Genomic DNA, 16,972 nt, shown 5'->3' with positions numbered 1-16,972 from the left:
CCAGGCTTACGCTTTGCGATTCGTGAAGGTGGTCGTACAGTAGGTGCTGGTGTTGTTGCTAAAGTAACTGCATAAGCCCTACGAGCAAAGCTGCGTCAGCAATGATGCAGCTTTGTTGCATTTATTGATTTATTATAAATGTGGTGTTTAGATTTTATTTTGGTTAAAAAATTAGGCTAATCACGAAAAAGGTGACGCTGAAAATAGTTTTTTAACGAAAATCTCATGTAAAAATTCTTAAATTGCTTTATAATTATTGGCGAAATTTACCGCGAGTAAAAACATGTCGAACCAACAATCAAAAAATTCTTCTGATAGTATCAATACTGCAACACAGCCTGAAGTGGCAAATGGCTCTTCTACATTTGATGTTGTATTATGGATCATTGCCATTGTACTACTTTTGGCAGCAAGCTTGGTTGGACAATATCTACCACAGTATTGGGTGCCTGCTAATAATATTTGGGTACGCGTTGCGATTACTATCGCTTGTATTTTAGTTGCTTTAGGGTTATTATATGCGACCCATCAGGGTAAAGGCTTTTTCCGTTTACTCAAAGATTCTCGAATAGAACTAAAACGGGTCATTTGGCCAACCAAGCAAGAAACTGTAAACACAACATGGCAAGTGTCGGTTGTTGTTATTGTTACAGCTTTGGTACTTTGGGGTTTTGATACCCTATTCAGTCGCTTAATTCAGTTAATTATTGGATAATTCACCATGAAACGTTGGTACATCGTACATGCTTATTCTGGCTATGAAAAACAAGTCATGCGTTCTTTACAAGACCGCATTGCGCGCAGTACAGTAGCAGACCAATTTGGTGACGTTCTAGTGCCGACTGAAGAAGTTGTGGAAATGAAAGACAGCAAAAAACGCAAGTCTGAACGCAAATTCTTTCCAGGTTATGTATTGATTGAAATGGAAATGAATGACGATACTTGGCACATTGTCAAAGAATGTCCAAAAGTATTGGGTTTCATCGGTGGTACACCAGAAAAGCCAGCACCAATTACACAAAAAGAAGCAGATGCGATTTTGGCACGTGTACACAACAAAGGTGAAGCACCTCGTCCGAAGACCATGTTCGAGCCAGGCGAAGAGTTATTGGTTATTGATGGTCCATTTACTGACTTTAAAGGTATGGTTGAGTCCGTTGAGTACGAAAAATCTCGTCTAAAGCTCACTATTAATGTATTTAGTCGTCCTACTCAAGTGGAACTAGAATTCCGCCAAGTAGAAAAAGCGTATTAATTTATTTTTTTGGTATTTGCTTAGGTAAATACGGTAAACACGCTGTAATACTTTTGCCAGTATTATAGTTTATTGGGGAGCTGTAAAGCGTTTGTACCCAGAGGATAATCATTATGGCTAAGAAAATCGATGGCTATATCAAGCTGCAAGTGCCAGCAGGTAAAGCAAATCCATCTCCACCAATTGGTCCAGCTTTGGGTCAGCGTGGTGTAAACATCATGGCGTTCTGTAAAGAATTTAACGCTGCAACGCAAAAAGTTGAACCGGGTCTTCCAATTCCTGTAGTGATTACCGTTTATAACGACAAATCATTTACATTTATCATGAAGACACCTCCTGCATCGATCTTGATCAAGAAAGCAGCTGGCGTTCAAAAAGGTTCTTCAGTACCAAACAAAACTAAAGTCGGTAAATTGACGCGTGCGCAATTAGAAGAAATTGCAACGACTAAAGAACCTGATTTAACTGGTGCTGATTTAGATGCACGCGTACGTACCATTGCGGGTTCTGCTCGTTCAATGGGCTTTGATGTGGAGCTATAAGACATGGCTAAGTTAACTAAACGTCAAAAAGCGATTGCGTCAGCAGTCGAAGCGCACAAAGTATATACTTTGGACGAAGCAGTACAAGTTTTAAATAGCTTGCCACCTGCAAAATTCAAAGAGTCTTTGGATGTAGCGATTAACTTGGGTGTTGACCCTCGTAAATCTGACCAAGTAGTTCGTGGTGCAACAACTTTACCAGCAGGTACAGGTAAAACTGTACGTGTTGCAGTATTTGCACAAGGTGCTCAAGCAGACGCAGCGAAAGAAGCTGGTGCTGACATCGTTGGTATGGACGATTTGGCTGAAAGCATCCAAGCGGGCAACTTAGACTTTGATGTTGTGATTGCTGCACCAGATGCAATGCGTGTTGTAGGTAAGTTAGGTACAGTATTGGGTCCACGTGGTTTGATGCCAAACCCGAAAGTGGGTACAGTAACACCTGACGTAGCGACTGCAGTTAAAAATGCAAAATCTGGTCAAGCACGTTACCGTGTAGACAAAGCAGGTATTATCCATACTGCTGTGGGTCAAGTTGGCTTTGATGCTGCTGCGATCCGTCAAAACGTTGAAGCGTTAATCGTTGATTTGAAACGTTTGAAACCTGCAACATCTAAAGGCGTATACATCAAGAAAGTGACTTTGAGCTCAACTATGGGTCCTGGTCTAATCGTTGATGTAAATGACGTATCTAAGTAATTTGCATGAATTTTGCTGTTTTGCGATAATGTGATTCAGCAAAATACAGAATTTAAAAATCTTATCTGATGGTTTTACTTGATGATAAGTGGCTTTGAATTGATAAATGATTTTTTATTGTAAAATTGAAATGAATTTATTAGCGTCAAAGACCTCAGGCGAATGGCTTTCCTGATGAATTTCTTGAAAGATCATTCTTAAAAAATCAGCCTGCGTAGACGCGGTGGTGTGAGTTGTTCTGCCTCCGCGTGCAAGGGTCACATAAGTGACCGCTTGCGAATTGGGCGTGTACTTTTATAGTACATATCATAGCTTAGGAGGTTTTACAGTGGCTCTACGTTTAGAGGACAAAAAAGAAATCGTTGCTGCAGTGAATGAAGCTGCCGGCAAAGCTTTCTCTGCTGTTGTTGCTGACTATCAAGGCTTAAGTGTTGAGAAATTGACGCAACTTCGTGTTGAAGCGCGTAAAAACAATGTTTACTTACGTATCGTGCGTAATACATTGGCAAAACGTGCTTTAGAAGGTACGCAATTTGACATTTTAAATGACAACTTGGTTGGTCCAACAATTCTCGGTTTTTCAACTTCTGAAGACGACATGGGTGCAGCTGCACGTTTGTTCGAAGACTTCGCCAAAACAAACAAGGCGTTCGAACTTAAAGCAGCAGCATTCGATGGTAAAGTGTATCTTGCGGATCAAGTTAGCGTAATTGCTAATCTTCCGAACCAAGAGAAAGCACTTACTATGCTTGCCAACGTTCTTCAAGCTCCAGTTTCGAAATTGGGTCGCTTACTTACAGCACTCAAAGAGAAAAACGAGCAAGAAGCAGCTTAACTTTTCCCTTACACCATTTATTATCCATTTGGAGTTATACCCATGGCTTTATCTAACGAAGAAATCTTAAATGCAGTTGCAGAAAAAACAGTTCTTGAATTGGTTGAATTGATTTCTGCTTTCGAAGAAAAATTTAACGTATCTGCTGCTGCTGTTGCAGTTGCTGCTGGTCCTGCGACTGCAGCTGTTGCTGAAGAGCAAACAGAGTTCAACGTTGAGTTGACTAGCTTCGGTGCAAACAAAGTAGGCGTAATCAAAGCAGTACGTGAAGCAACTGGTCTTGGCTTGAAAGAAGCGAAAGACTTGGTTGAAGGCGCTCCTGCAGTTCTTAAGGAAGGCGTTTCTAAAGAAGAAGGCGAAGAACTTAAGAAGAAACTTGAAGAAGCTGGTGCTACAGTTACCCTTAAATAATTTAAGGGGGGTTGGTCTTTTTAGACCAACTCCAAAAATGGCTGGTGACTCTTGGGTCATCAGCCTTTTTGCGTTACAATAAAAGGCTTGCGCTGTGTGAAATAACTTGGTCTTGAAATTAAAGCTGATTTATTTTAATACAATTAAATATTTAGCCATATTTTTAACCAAAAATGTTGGAAAATATTGCTAAATATTTCACCCTGAGTGTTAGGTTTTTTAGACAAATTTTATAGAAAATTGGCACATTGTGTTTAATTTTTGGTCTTTATAAACTTTTGTCACATTCTACTGCTCTTTTTTTTAGGCTCAAAGTTTCGTTCTGCAGGCGAAACACATTGCTCAAACGTCGAGGAATACAATGGCATATTCATATACCGAGAAAAAGCGGATACGTAAAAATTTTGGTAAGTTGCCCCAAGTCATGGACGTTCCGTATCTACTTTCTATTCAAGTAGATTCGTACCGTGACTTTTTACAAGATGGCACACCAGTGAAACAACGCGAAGATGTAGGCTTGCAATCTGCCTTCCGTTCAGTATTTCCGATAGAGAGCTATTCTGGCAATGCAGCCTTAGAATTTGTGGAATATCAACTGGGCAAACCTGAATTTGATGTACGTGAATGTATTTTGCGTGGTTCAACTTTCGCTGCACCGATGCGTGTCAAAATCCGTTTGATTTTGCGTGACCGCGATAGCAAAGCCATCAAAGATGTGCGTGAACAAGAAGTTTATATGGGTGAGATCCCATTGATGACTGAAAACGGTACATTTGTAATTAATGGTACTGAGCGTGTGATTGTATCGCAATTACATCGTTCACCAGGTGTGTTCTTTGATCACGACAAGGGTAAAACCCATTCTAGTAGCAAAGTATTGTACTCAGCACGTATCATTCCTTACCGTGGCTCATGGTTAGATTTTGAATTTGATGCGAAAGATTTACTGTATGTACGTATTGACCGTCGTCGTAAATTACTTGCATCAGTGATTTTGCGTGCTCTAAATTATGGTACAGAACAAATTTTAGATATGTTCTATGAAAAAGTACCAGTTTATGTGGACATGGGTAGCTACCAGCTTGACCTTGTACCAGAGCGTCTACGTGGTGAAATCGCACAGTTCGATATTGAGGACAATAATGGCAAAGTCTTGGTAGAACAAGGTAAGCGTATCAATGCACGTCATGTGCGTGAAATCGAAGCTGCCGGCATTAACAAATTGTCTGTGCCGGATGAATATTTGTACGAGCGTATTACTGCTGAAAATCTTGAACTCAAAAATGGTGACATCCTTCCTGCGAACACTTTGATCAGTCATGATATTTTGGTGAAAATTGCTGAAGCAGGTATCAAGAAATTTAATATCTTGTTTACTAACGATATCGATCGTGGTTCGTACATTGCCGATACTTTGCGTGCTGATACGGTTCAAGAACGTGACGAAGCTTTGGTAGAAATCTACAAAGTAATGCGTCCAGGCGAGCCACCAACCAAAGAAGCTGCTGAAAACTTATTCAACAACTTGTTCTTCAGCCCAGAGCGTTATGATTTATCGCCTGTGGGTCGTATGAAGTTTAACCGTCGTTTGGGTCGTCCTTACGAAGTGGGTACAGATCACAAATCACGTCAAGTCGAAGGTATCTTATCAAATGAAGATATCATTGATGTAGTAAAAACATTGGTAGAAATCCGTAACGGTAAAGGCGAAGTGGACGATATCGACCACTTAGGTAACCGTCGTATTCGTTCTGTTGGTGAGATGACTGAAAACCAATTCCGTGTTGGTTTAGTGCGAGTAGAACGTGCTGTGAAAGAACGTTTGAACCAAGCAGAAACTGATAATTTGTCACCACAAGATTTGATCAATGCTAAGCCAGTGGCAGCAGCAATCAAAGAATTCTTTGGTGCCAGCCAATTGTCACAGTTTATGGATCAAAACAACCCATTGTCAGAGATTACTCACAAACGTCGTATTTCTGCATTAGGTCCAGGTGGTTTGACCCGTGAGCGTGCAGGCTTTGAGGTACGTGACGTACACCAAACGCATTATGGTCGTGTTTGTCCAATTGAAACGCCTGAAGGTCCAAACATTGGTTTGATTAACTCGCTTTCTGTATATGCGAAGACTAACAATTTTGGTTTCTTAGAAACACCTTATCGCCGTGTAGTTGATGGTCAAGTGACTGAAGATATCGAATATCTATCAGCGATTGAAGAAGTCGGTACAGTCATTGCACAAGCAGACTCACCAATCGATGGCGAAGGTCGCTTTACTGATGAAGCGGTTAGTGTACGTTATCAAGGCGAATTTGTGATGATGCCACCAGAAAGCGTAACGCATATGGACGTATCACCACAGCAGGTTGTTTCTGTTGCAGCATCATTGATTCCATTCCTTGAACACGATGACGCAAACCGTGCATTGATGGGTTCGAACATGCAACGTCAGGCTGTACCTACTTTGCGTGCTGATAAGCCGTTGGTCGGTACGGGTATGGAACGCCATGTAGCACGTGACTCTGGTGTGTGTGTGGTAGCGAAACGTGGTGGTAAAATCGACTATGTTGATGCATCTCGTGTAGTGATTCGTGTGAATGAAGATGAAATGGTTGCTGGTGAAGCAGGTGTAGATATCTACAACTTGATCAAATACACCCGTTCAAACCAAAACACGTGTATTAACCAAAACATTATTGTCAATCAAGGTGATGTCGTTGCACGTGGCGATATTTTGGCGGATGGTCCTTCTACCGATTTAGGTGAATTGGCACTCGGTCAAAATATGCGTGTCGCGTTCATGACGTGGAACGGTTATAACTTCGAGGACTCGATCTTATTATCTGAGCGTGTAGTACAAGAAGACCGTTTAACCTCAATCCACATTCAAGAACTGTCTTGTGTGGCACGTGATACCAAATTGGGTCAAGAAGAAATCACAGCCGATATTCCAAACGTCGGTGAAGTGGCATTAAACAAACTGGATGAATCAGGTATTGTTTATATCGGTGCTGAAGTGACTGCGGGTGATATCTTGGTCGGTAAAGTGACACCAAAAGGTGAAACACAACTTACCCCAGAAGAAAAATTGTTACGTGCTATCTTTGGTGAAAAAGCTGCTGACGTAAAAGACTCATCTTTACGTGTACCATCAGGTACTAAAGGTACAGTGATTGACGTACAAGTCTTTACCCGTGATGGCGTGGAAAAAGATGAACGTGCTTTGGCAATTGAAAAAGCACAGCTTGATGCTTATCGCAAAGACTTGAAAGAAGAATTCAAAATCTTTGAAGAAGCAGCACGTGAGCGTATCGTTCGTTTATTGACTGGTCAAAGCTCAAATGGCGGTGGCGGTACTAAGCGTGGCGATAAATTGTCAGCAGATTTGTTAAGCACACTTGAATTGGTTGATTTGAAAGAAATCCAACCAAGTGACGAAGATATTGCTGAGCGTTTATCACAAATTTTAGTGTTCTTGAATGAAAAAAGTACTGAAATTGACGAGAAATTCGCTGAGAAAAAACGCAAAATTGCACAAGGCGACGAATTGACACATGGCGTGTTGAAAGTTGTGAAAGTGTATTTGGCAGTAAAACGTCGTATCCAACCTGGTGATAAGATGGCGGGTCGTCATGGTAACAAGGGTGTTGTATCAAACATCTTACCAGTAGAAGACATGCCACATGATGCCAATGGTGAGCCAGTTGATGTGGTATTAAACCCACTAGGCGTACCATCACGTATGAACGTGGGTCAGATTTTGGAAACTCACCTTGGCTTAGCAGCCAAAGGTTTAGGTGAACAAATCGACAAGATGATCAAGCAACAACGTGCTATCGCTGATTTGCGTGTATTCTTAGACAAGATTTACAACAAAGTGGGTGGCGAGCAAGAAGACCTAAATAGCTTGAGCGATGATGAAGTCATCAAACTTGCAGGTAACTTGCGTGGCGGCGTACCTTTGGCAACACCAGTGTTTGATGGTGCTGAAGAAGGTCAAATCAAAGAATTACTTGAGCTTGCCGACTATTCTCGTACAGGTCAAATGGACTTGTATGATGGTCGTACTGGTGACAAATTCGACCGTCCTGTAACCGTAGGTTATATGTACATGTTGAAATTGAACCACTTGGTTGATGACAAGATGCACGCCCGTTCTACTGGTTCTTACTCATTAGTGACGCAACAACCATTGGGCGGTCGTGCTCAATTCGGTGGTCAGCGTTTCGGTGAGATGGAGGTCTGGGCATTAGAAGCGTATGGCGCTGCATATACCTTGCAAGAAATGTTGACGGTGAAGTCGGATGACGTTGAAGGTCGTACTCGTATCTATAAGAACATTGTAGATGGTCACCATTATATGGATCCAGGCATGCCAGAATCGTTCAACGTATTGACCAAAGAGATTCGTTCATTGGCAATCAATATTGAATTGAAAAACGGCGACTAAGCAATACGGTTCAAATTAACCAAAAGATAATCGTTTTCAACCAGCCGAGTCAGTACTGGTCTGCTGCTCGGTTTACGGAGAGAAAAATTGAAAGACTTATTGAATATCATCGGTAAAAAAACTGATGCTGATGGTCATGTACCTTTAGAGTTTGATCGTATTCGCATTGGCTTGGCATCACCAGATGTCATCCGTTCGTGGTCGCACGGTGAAGTGAAAAAGCCTGAAACCATCAACTATCGTACTTTTAAACCAGAACGTGATGGTTTGTTCTGTGCCAAAATCTTTGGTCCAGTAAAAGACTATGAATGCTTGTGTGGTAAATACAAGCGTATGAAATACAAAGGCGTGATTTGTGACAGATGTGGCGTAGAAGTCACTACTGCCAAAGTTCGTCGTGATCGCATGGGTCATATCGAATTGGCATCGCCTGTTGCCCATATTTGGTTCTTAAAATCTTTACCAAGCCGTATCGGTTTATTACTTGATATGACTTTGCGTGATATCGAACGCGTATTGTATTTTGAATCATACGTTGTCACTGATCCAGGTATGACTACCTTGGAAAAATATCAGTTATTGAACGATGAAGAATACTTCAATGCTTTGGAAGAATACGGTGACGAATTCGCAGCCAAAATGGGTGCAGAAGCGGTTCAAGATCTTTTAAAAGACATCGACTTAGAAGCAGAAATTTCTCGTTTGCGTGAAGAAATTCCACAAACGACATCTGAAACCAAGTTGAAAAAATCATCTAAGCGTTTGAAATTGATGGAAGCGTTTAAAGATTCCAACAACAAACCTGAATGGATGGTGATGAACGTATTGCCAGTGTTACCACCAGACTTACGTCCATTGGTACCACTTGAAGGCGGTCGTTTTGCGACTTCAGATTTGAATGATTTGTACCGTCGTGTCATCAACCGTAACAACCGTTTAAAACGTTTATTAGACTTGGTTGCACCAGATATCATTGTACGTAACGAAAAACGTATGTTGCAAGAATCTGTTGATGCCTTGTTAGACAACGGTCGTCGTGGTCGTGCTATTACGGGTTCAAACAAGCGTCCATTAAAATCACTTGCTGACATGATCAAAGGTAAGCAAGGTCGTTTCCGTCAAAACTTGCTCGGTAAGCGTGTCGATTATTCTGGTCGTTCGGTCATTACCGTAGGTCCTACTTTACGTTTGCACCAATGTGGTTTGCCGAAAAAGATGGCATTAGAATTATTTAAGCCGTTTATTTTTGCCAAATTACAAGCATCTGGTCAAGCAACCACGATTAAAGCTGCCAAGAAAATGGTTGAGCGTGAAACCCCAGAAGTGTGGGACGTACTCGCTAACGTGATTCGTCAGCATCCAGTGATGTTGAACCGTGCACCAACACTGCACCGTTTGGGCTTACAAGCGTTTGAACCAGTGTTGATCGAAGGTAAAGCGATTCGTTTACACCCATTGGTATGTACAGCATTTAACGCCGACTTTGACGGTGACCAAATGGCGGTACACGTACCATTAACCTTGGAAGCACAGCTTGAAGCACGTGCCTTGATGATGTCAACCAACAACATCTTGTCACCTGCCAACGGTGAGCCGATTATCGTACCATCTCAGGACGTGGTCTTGGGTCTGTACTACATCACGCGTGAAGCCATCAATGCCAAAGGTGAAGGCATGGTGTTTGCGGACACTGCGGAAGTAAACCGTGCTTTGGCAACAGCTCAAGTGGCGATGCATGCACGCGTAAAAGTACGTGTACATCAAACTGTGATCACTGAAGAAGGTGAACGCATTAAAGAAACTATGGTTGTAGACACTACACCAGGTCGTTGCTTATTGTGGGAAGTTGTACCAGAAGGCTTAAGCTTTGAAATGGTCAATACCGAGATGAACAAGAAAAACATCTCTAAATTGATCAACACTTGCTACCGTAAATTGGGTCTAAAAGATTCGGTAATCTTCGCTGACCAATTGATGTATTTGGGCTTCCGTCAAGCGACACGCTCAGGTGTATCTGTGGGCTTAGAAGACATGGTAATTCCGCCAACCAAACATGAAATCATTGAAAAAGCTGAAATTGAAGTGCGTAGCATTGAAGATCAGTTCAAACAAGGTTTTGTGACTGCAGGCGAACGCTACAACAAAGTGGTCGATATTTGGAAACGTATCAATGACCACGTTGCAAAAGCGATGATGGATAACTTGTCTTTTGATGTTGTCACCAACAAACAAGGCGAAGAAGAGAAGCAAAAATCGTTCAACAGTATCTATATGATGGCAGACTCTGGTGCCCGTGGTAGTGCACAACAGATTCGTCAGCTTGCAGGTATGCGTGGTTTGATGACTAAGCCGGACGGCTCGATTATTGAAACCCCGATTAAAGCGAACTTCCGTGAAGGTTTGACCGTATTACAGTACTTTATTTCTACACACGGTGCACGTAAAGGTCTTGCCGATACCGCATTGAAAACTGCGAACTCAGGTTATTTGACACGTCGTTTGGTTGACGTAGCACAAGACTTGGTAATTACGCAATCTGACTGTGGTACGTTGGATGGCTTGGTGATGACGCCATTAATCCAAGGCGGTGACGTAATCGAATCATTACGTGAGCGTATCTTGGGTCGTGTGGTTGCAACCGATATTATCGTTCCTGCTACAGGCGAAATTTTGTATCCACGTAATACATTTATCGACGAACGTATTGCACAAGAGATTGAAGAATCAGGTGTGGACGAAGTCAAAGTGCGTTCAGTAGTAAACTGTGAATCTGACTTTGGTGTGTGTGCGAAGTGTTATGGTCGTGACTTGGCACGTGGTCATTTGGTGAATCCAGGTGAATCTGTGGGTGTTATGGCAGCACAGTCAATCGGTGAACCAGGTACACAGTTAACCATGCGTACGTTCCACGTGGGTGGTACAGCGAGTGGTACATCTGCGGTCAGTAACATTCAGGTGAAAAATACAGGTTCAGTGCGTTTCCATAGCATGAAAACTGTAAAACACGATAAAGGTCATTTGGTTGTCATTTCACGTTCTAGTGAAATCGGTGTAACGGATGAGCTTGGTCGTGAGCGTGAACGTTATCAAGTGCCTTATGGTGCGTCAGTGTTGTTAGAAGATGGTGCGAAAGTGACATCTGGCGACATCATTGCAACTTGGGATCCGCATACCCATCCAATCGTGACAGAAGTCAGTGGTAAAGCACGCTTCTCGCAAATCGTGGATGGTATTACTGCGACAATCCGTACTGATGAAATGACAGGCTCAACATCGACTCAAATCTTGCCAGTGAGTGCGCGTCCAGCATCAGGTAAAGACTTGCGTCCAGCGATCGTGATTGATACCAAAGATGGCGAAGAGAAATTCTATTTCTTGCCACAAAATACCACGATCCAAATGCGTGATGGTGCAATTATTGGCGTGGGTGATGTAATTGGTCGTGTGCCACAAGAAAGTTCACGTACACGCGATATTACCGGTGGTTTGCCACGAGTTGCTGACTTGTTTGAAGCACGTCGACCAAAAGAGCATGCAATCTTGGCAGAAGTGAGCGGTATCGTTAGCTTTGGTAAAGAAACCAAAGGTAAAAACCGTTTGGTGATTACGCCTGAAGACGGTAGCGAAATCTATGAAGAATTGATTCCAAAATGGCGTCAAATCAACATGTTCGAAGGCGAGCGTGTAGAACGTGGTGAAGTGATCTCTGATGGTCCACAGAATCCACATGATATTTTACGCTTAAAAGGCGAAGTGGCATTAACCAACTACATCGTGAATGAAGTTCAAGACGTTTACCGTTTACAAGGCGTAAAAATCAACGATAAACATATCGAAGTGATTGTACGTCAGATGTTGCGTAAAGTTGAAATCACCGATGGTGGCGATTCTAGCTTTATCAAAGGCGAGCAAGTGGACTATATCCGTGTAATGCAAGAAAACCAAGTCTTGAATGCACAGAACAAATTCCCAGCGAAGTTTGAACGTCAATTGATGGGTATCACCAAAGCATCGTTATCGACTGATTCATTTATCTCTGCCGCATCGTTCCAAGAAACAACTCGTGTCTTGACCGAAGCAGCAGTAACAGGTAAAGAAGATGATTTACGTGGCTTGAAGGAAAACGTTGTTGTGGGTCGTCTGATTCCAGCAGGTACTGGTCTAGCGTATCACTTAGAGCGTCGTCGTCAAGAAGCAGAGCTTGCAGATAAAGAAGCTGCAGCGAATGACTATTCTGATGTCGATCAGGCTTTGACTGATGCACTAACCGATGCTTTTCAAGATTTGTAATTCATCTGGTCAAAAACTGAAAAATAATTGATAACATAAAGCCCTATCTCAGGATAGGGCTTTATTTTTGATTAAAGAAAATGAGCTATGATTATTGGCTATGTCAAGAAAATGAAATCTGTTCAATGATTGAAATCAAAATGACCAAGGATTTTGGAAATACACACGCTATTAATACAAACTAGGTTCGCCTTCTGGACGAGTCTTAAAACGACGGTGAAACCACATCCATTGCGTCGGTACACGACGTAATTGCATTTCTAATAGTTGATTGACGCGTGTCGCATCTGCGACTTCATCATTACTTGGATAATGGGCTAATTCGGGCTCAATATTAATCTGATAACGTGGCTCAATTTCACCAATTCGATAAAAATGTACCGACATTACTTTGGTGCGTCCTGCTTTGGCAAGACGACGTTGTGCGGTAACACTGGCAGCAGGCACACCAAAAAAATCAGCCATCACGCCTTGTTTTAAACCAAAATCTTGATCAGGTGAATACCAAACGATATGCCCATCACGCAGCCGTTTAATCAAAAAACGCATATCATCATGGTCAATTTGCGTGCCATAAATCGGCTCTCTTGCAGAATAAATCAGCCAATCTAGTAGCGGATTATTTTGCGGGCGATACACCACATCAGGGTCAAAAAATTGACTGCAGATATAACCACCAGCATCCAACAAGGTGCTATGCGAACCCAATAAAATGATACCTGAGCCATCTTGTTGAGCTTGCTGTAAAGCTTCTAAACCATCAATATTTACCCGCCCTGTAAACCATGTTGGCTTATACCATGCATTTAAGGTCTCAAATAAACCCAGCATCATATCGACAAAGACTTGATAACCTTGCTGTTCACGATAGCCAACTGACCATTCAGGAAAACATAGTTCTAGATTGCGTAAGGTGGTTTTTTTACGAGATTTTAGCGTTGCCCAAGCCAATTTCGCCAAGCCATAAGCCAAATAGCGTTGCAATGTCCATGGTAGCAATGTCAATGTACGTAAAATCAATACACCCAACCAAATTCCCCAATATTGTGGCAATAAAAATGCCCATTGAAAATGTGGGCGAGCGTGGGTGTGTTGTTGAGACATGCAATACTCGTGTCATACAAAATAGAATTTTATTATATAAAAGATTGAAAATCCGATAAAGTATAAATTGTCACAATGCACTTTAGCCAATCATCGCTTTGGGCTATACTAACCTGAATGTCAAAAATAGGTCCTGCCCAAGATGTGCCAATTGCTCGGTATGAACTGTAATGTTCCAACTGATATTCATTTTAGTTTTCAAGGCTTTAGAGCAAGGGGCGGATTGACCGACCATCACGAAGATGGATTTGGCATTGCATTTTTTGAACAAAGTGATTGTGGCGTAGGGTTGCGAGTTTTTCATGATGATAAACCGAGCCATTTATCCCCGATTGCTGATTTGATTGGCAATTACCCAATCCGTGCGTTAAACGTGGTGGCACATATTCGTAAAGCCACACAGGGCAATCGTTGTCTTGCCAATACTCATCCATTCGTGCGTGAACTGTGGGGTGAGCAGTGGGTTTTTGCCCATAATGGACAAATGAATCGTGATTTTTTAGCCAAAATTCAACAATCGGCACAACAGGATTTTTCACATTATCAAGCTGTAGGCAATACTGACTCAGAACGAGTATTTTGTTATTTGCTTAATCAATTAAAACAAAAATTCCCCAAAAAGCCACAAGACAGCCAATTATTTGCCTTTTTAACTGAGCAATGCCGTGAATTTGCCAAACATGGCTTATTTAATTGTTTATTGTCTAATGGTAATTGGCAATTGGCATATGCCAGTAGTTTGCTGTTTTATCTCACACGCCAAGCACCTTTTGGCGAAGCGGTATTGTCAGACCATGAAGTGGCAATTAACTTTGCTGATGTGACCACCGCTCATGACCGTGTCACGGTATTTGCTACCATTCCATTGACGAGCACTGAAATATGGCAGCAATTATCGGTCAATGAATGTTTGATTTTTCGTGATGGGGCGATTTGTTATCAAGACCGCTTAAACGATGCTGAAGCTTTAAGTATTGAGCAGGGCATTGCAATGGCTCGTCGTTATGGTACGACGTTGTAACTATCACAATAACCTAATACAATTGGGCTTAATTTTAAGGCACATCTCAAAATCAAGCCTGACTTACATCAAAGCCAAAAAGATTACTCTAATTCCGCCCAACGGTCTAATTTTTCCAATAATAATATTTCAATCTCAGCCAAGCGTTCCGATGCTTGCGTGGCAGCATTAACATCAGTGACAAACCACGAACCATCTGCCAGTTTTTGTTGCAAATCGGCTTGCTCAATTTCCAATTCTTCAATTTCCAAAGGCAATGCGTCTAGTTCACGTTGTTCTTTATTGCTGAGTTTACGCTTCTTGACTTCAGGTTGAGTTTGGGATGTTTGAGCAAGATTGGATTGTGGTTTCGCCTCAGATTTTTCAGTTTTTGGCTTTTCCACTTTTTCGATTTTTTCTACAGGACGTTGCTGTAAATAATCTTGATAACCGCCAATATATTCAGCAATATTGCCTTTACCATCAAATACCCAAGTCGATGTCACCACATTATCTACAAATGCACGGTCATGGCTAATTAACAGCAAAGTGCCTTGATATTGTGATAATAAGTCTTCCAATAATTCCAAAGTCACCATGTCCAAATCATTGGTTGGTTCGTCCATAATCATTAAATTGGACGGTTTGAGTAATAATTTTGCCAATAAAATGCGATTTCGTTCACCACCTGATAAGGCTTTGACAGGTGTTCTGGCACGCTCTGGGGCAAATAAGAAATCTTGCAAATAACTTAAGATATGGCGTTTTTGTCCGTTAATCTCCACAAAATCCGCACCTTCTGCCACGTTATCCGCTACTGATTTTTCCAAATCCAATTGATGGCGTAATTGGTCAAAATAAGCAATGTCTAATTGCGTCCCTGTTTTGACTGTGCCTGTATGCGGTAAATCACCCAAAATGGCTTTGATTAAACTGGTTTTACCGACACCATTGTCACCAATCAAGGCAATACGGTCGCCACGCATCACCACAGTAGAAAAATCTTTAATCAATACTTTATCATCAAATTGCACGCCCAAATGTTCAATATCAAAGACCAATTTGCCCGAACGCTGTGCATCTTGCATAGCCATATTGGCTTTACCTTGTTGAAAACGGCGAGCTTTAGACTCTTCACGCAAGGCTTTTAAGGCACGTACACGCCCTTCATTACGCGTACGACGAGCTTTGATACCTTGGCGAATCCATGCTTCTTCTTCGGCTAATTTCTTGTCAAATAAAGCATTTTGTTTTTCTTCTGCTTCTAACTGTTGGGCTTTTAATTCCAAATAACGTGAATAATTGCCTTCAAAACCACGCAATTGCCCACGGTCTAATTCCACAATACGGGTGGATAATTTATCGACAAAACTACGGTCATGCGAAATAAATAATAAGGTTAAATTATTTTGTTCTAAGAGAAAATTTTCAAGCCATTCAATGCTTTCTACGTCCAAATGGTTGGTCGGCTCGTCTAACAGTAGAATATCGGGTTGGGTGAGTAATGCCCGAGCCAATAGCACACGGCGTTTACGACCACCCGACAAACTGGCTAAATCGGCATCGCCATCCAAGCCCATTTTACTCAAAATCAAATTGACTTGATTTTCCAATGCCCAACCGTTCATTTGATCGAGTTTGTGTTGCAAATCACCCATCAATTCACAGGCTTGATCATCACCTGCAATACACGCTTGTGTCGCATCATGATAGCGTTTCAATACTTGAGCGACTTCACCTGCACCATCTGCCACAATATCTGCCACACGTCCGCTGTCCATTGGGACATCTTGTGCCAACATCGCTACGCTTAAGCCATTTTGCATCATGACTTCGCCTTGATCAGCGACCAATTCACCTGCGATTAATTTGAGTAAAGTGGATTTTCCTTCGCCATTTCGCCCAATTAAACATACTCGTTCGCCACGTTCTAGGGTAAAATTGGCATTGTCCAATAGGGCAGGGCCACCAAAGGCAAGTTGTACATCTTTTAGGGTAATATATGACATGACAGATTCTCAAAAAAAAGTGGCAAATACGGCAGATGACGTCGATATGCAACAAGTATTGGCTGATTTACAAATGCGAATCACCTTTTTGGATGATTTGGTGGAACAGCTCAATAACCAAGTGGCAGAGCAAAATCAACAGATTGTCGATTTGCAACATCAAATGCAAGTATTATACCACAGAGTTGAGCAAGCTGACTTGTCTGACGGCATTGCACCGTTTGATCCGATCAGTAATATTCCGCCGCATTTTTAATGTGGTGTGTTGTGTCATAGCAGATTTCATTTTCTATTAGGGTATGTTGACATACAAAGAAAATCAGTTATTCTGATTATATGAATAGACTAACACTTACTGATGCCCAATGGGCAAAAAT

The 16,972-nt window shown here is 41.8% G+C and carries 13 protein-coding genes; 11 read left to right on the top strand and 2 right to left on the bottom strand.

Annotation, left to right across the window (positions count from 1 at the left end):
- The 9 genes from ACEYX7_RS08370 to rpoC all read left to right on the top strand — a co-directional run.
- Positions 1-75, top strand: a 75-nt coding sequence (locus tag ACEYX7_RS08370) for an EF-Tu C-terminal domain-related protein (protein ID WP_445585612.1), incomplete at its 5' end; no start/stop codon positions are given.
- Positions 76-283: 208 nt separating this feature from the next.
- Positions 284-715 (top strand): preprotein translocase subunit SecE, encoded by a 432-nt coding sequence (gene secE / locus ACEYX7_RS08365; RefSeq protein ID WP_374804625.1) that lies wholly within the window; start codon positions 284-286, stop codon positions 713-715.
- 6 nt (positions 716-721) lie between these two features.
- Positions 722-1,255: a transcription termination/antitermination protein NusG gene (gene nusG / locus ACEYX7_RS08360; RefSeq protein ID WP_374900429.1), complete on the top strand. Its 534-nt coding sequence runs from the start codon at positions 722-724 to the stop codon at positions 1,253-1,255.
- A 113-nt stretch (positions 1,256-1,368) separates the two neighbouring features.
- Positions 1,369-1,797, top strand: a complete 429-nt coding sequence (rplK, locus tag ACEYX7_RS08355) for a 50S ribosomal protein L11 (RefSeq protein ID WP_374804627.1) — start codon at positions 1,369-1,371, stop codon at positions 1,795-1,797.
- A 3-nt stretch (positions 1,798-1,800) separates the two neighbouring features.
- On the top strand, positions 1,801-2,496 hold the full coding sequence (rplA, locus tag ACEYX7_RS08350) for a 50S ribosomal protein L1 (RefSeq protein WP_374804628.1): 696 nt from the start codon (positions 1,801-1,803) through the stop codon (positions 2,494-2,496).
- Between the two features lie 328 nt (positions 2,497-2,824).
- The gene (gene rplJ, locus ACEYX7_RS08345) at positions 2,825-3,331 is read left to right on the top strand and encodes a 50S ribosomal protein L10 (RefSeq protein WP_374804629.1); all 507 of its coding nucleotides are present in this window, start codon (positions 2,825-2,827) and stop codon (positions 3,329-3,331) included.
- Positions 3,332-3,373: 42 nt separating this feature from the next.
- Entirely contained in the window at positions 3,374-3,742 is a 369-nt protein-coding gene (rplL, locus tag ACEYX7_RS08340) for a 50S ribosomal protein L7/L12 (RefSeq protein ID WP_374804630.1), read from the top strand.
- A 361-nt stretch (positions 3,743-4,103) separates the two neighbouring features.
- On the top strand, positions 4,104-8,192 hold the full coding sequence (rpoB, locus tag ACEYX7_RS08335; protein WP_374804631.1) for a DNA-directed RNA polymerase subunit beta: 4,089 nt from the start codon (positions 4,104-4,106) through the stop codon (positions 8,190-8,192).
- An 87-nt stretch (positions 8,193-8,279) separates the two neighbouring features.
- Entirely contained in the window at positions 8,280-12,482 is a 4,203-nt protein-coding gene (gene rpoC, locus ACEYX7_RS08330; RefSeq protein ID WP_374900427.1) for a DNA-directed RNA polymerase subunit beta', read from the top strand.
- Between the two features lie 171 nt (positions 12,483-12,653).
- Here the strand turns inward: rpoC and ACEYX7_RS08325 are convergent, their stop codons facing one another.
- Positions 12,654-13,586, bottom strand: a complete 933-nt coding sequence (locus tag ACEYX7_RS08325) for an LpxL/LpxP family acyltransferase (RefSeq protein WP_374804633.1) — start codon at positions 13,584-13,586, stop codon at positions 12,654-12,656.
- Positions 13,587-13,728: 142 nt separating this feature from the next.
- Between ACEYX7_RS08325 and ACEYX7_RS08320 the strand changes: the two genes are divergently transcribed.
- A complete protein-coding gene (locus tag ACEYX7_RS08320) occupies positions 13,729-14,607 on the top strand; it encodes a class II glutamine amidotransferase (RefSeq protein WP_374900426.1) in 879 nt (292 codons plus the stop codon).
- An 83-nt stretch (positions 14,608-14,690) separates the two neighbouring features.
- On the opposite strand, the gene ACEYX7_RS08315 is transcribed toward ACEYX7_RS08320, so the two are convergent.
- A complete protein-coding gene (locus ACEYX7_RS08315; RefSeq protein WP_374804635.1) occupies positions 14,691-16,595 on the bottom strand; it encodes an ATP-binding cassette domain-containing protein in 1,905 nt (634 codons plus the stop codon).
- 46 nt (positions 16,596-16,641) lie between these two features.
- Between ACEYX7_RS08315 and ACEYX7_RS08310 the strand changes: the two genes are divergently transcribed.
- Complete coding sequence (locus ACEYX7_RS08310) at positions 16,642-16,851, top strand: SlyX family protein (RefSeq protein WP_374804637.1); 210 nt, start codon at positions 16,642-16,644, stop codon at positions 16,849-16,851.
- Positions 16,852-16,972 lie beyond the last annotated feature (121 nt).

It is taken from the genome of Hubeiibacter jixunmingi, assembly GCF_041928215.1.
Lineage (GTDB): Bacteria > Pseudomonadota > Gammaproteobacteria > Pseudomonadales > Moraxellaceae > Acinetobacter.
This window is presented reverse-complemented; position numbering and strand designations above follow the sequence as displayed.

Coding starts and splice junctions, on each gene's coding strand:
- secE (WP_374804625.1), top strand. CDS start 284: ATGTCGAACCAACAATCAAAAAATTCTTCTGATAGTATCAATACTGCA.
- nusG (WP_374900429.1), top strand. CDS start 722: ATGAAACGTTGGTACATCGTACATGCTTATTCTGGCTATGAAAAACAA.
- rplK (WP_374804627.1), top strand. CDS start 1,369: ATGGCTAAGAAAATCGATGGCTATATCAAGCTGCAAGTGCCAGCAGGT.
- rplA (WP_374804628.1), top strand. CDS start 1,801: ATGGCTAAGTTAACTAAACGTCAAAAAGCGATTGCGTCAGCAGTCGAA.
- rplL (WP_374804630.1), top strand. CDS start 3,374: ATGGCTTTATCTAACGAAGAAATCTTAAATGCAGTTGCAGAAAAAACA.
- rpoB (WP_374804631.1), top strand. CDS start 4,104: ATGGCATATTCATATACCGAGAAAAAGCGGATACGTAAAAATTTTGGT.
- ACEYX7_RS08325 (WP_374804633.1), bottom strand. CDS start 13,586: ATGTCTCAACAACACACCCACGCTCGCCCACATTTTCAATGGGCATTT.
- ACEYX7_RS08320 (WP_374900426.1), top strand. CDS start 13,729: ATGTGCCAATTGCTCGGTATGAACTGTAATGTTCCAACTGATATTCAT.
- ACEYX7_RS08315 (WP_374804635.1), bottom strand. CDS start 16,595: ATGTCATATATTACCCTAAAAGATGTACAACTTGCCTTTGGTGGCCCT.
- ACEYX7_RS08310 (WP_374804637.1), top strand. CDS start 16,642: ATGCAACAAGTATTGGCTGATTTACAAATGCGAATCACCTTTTTGGAT.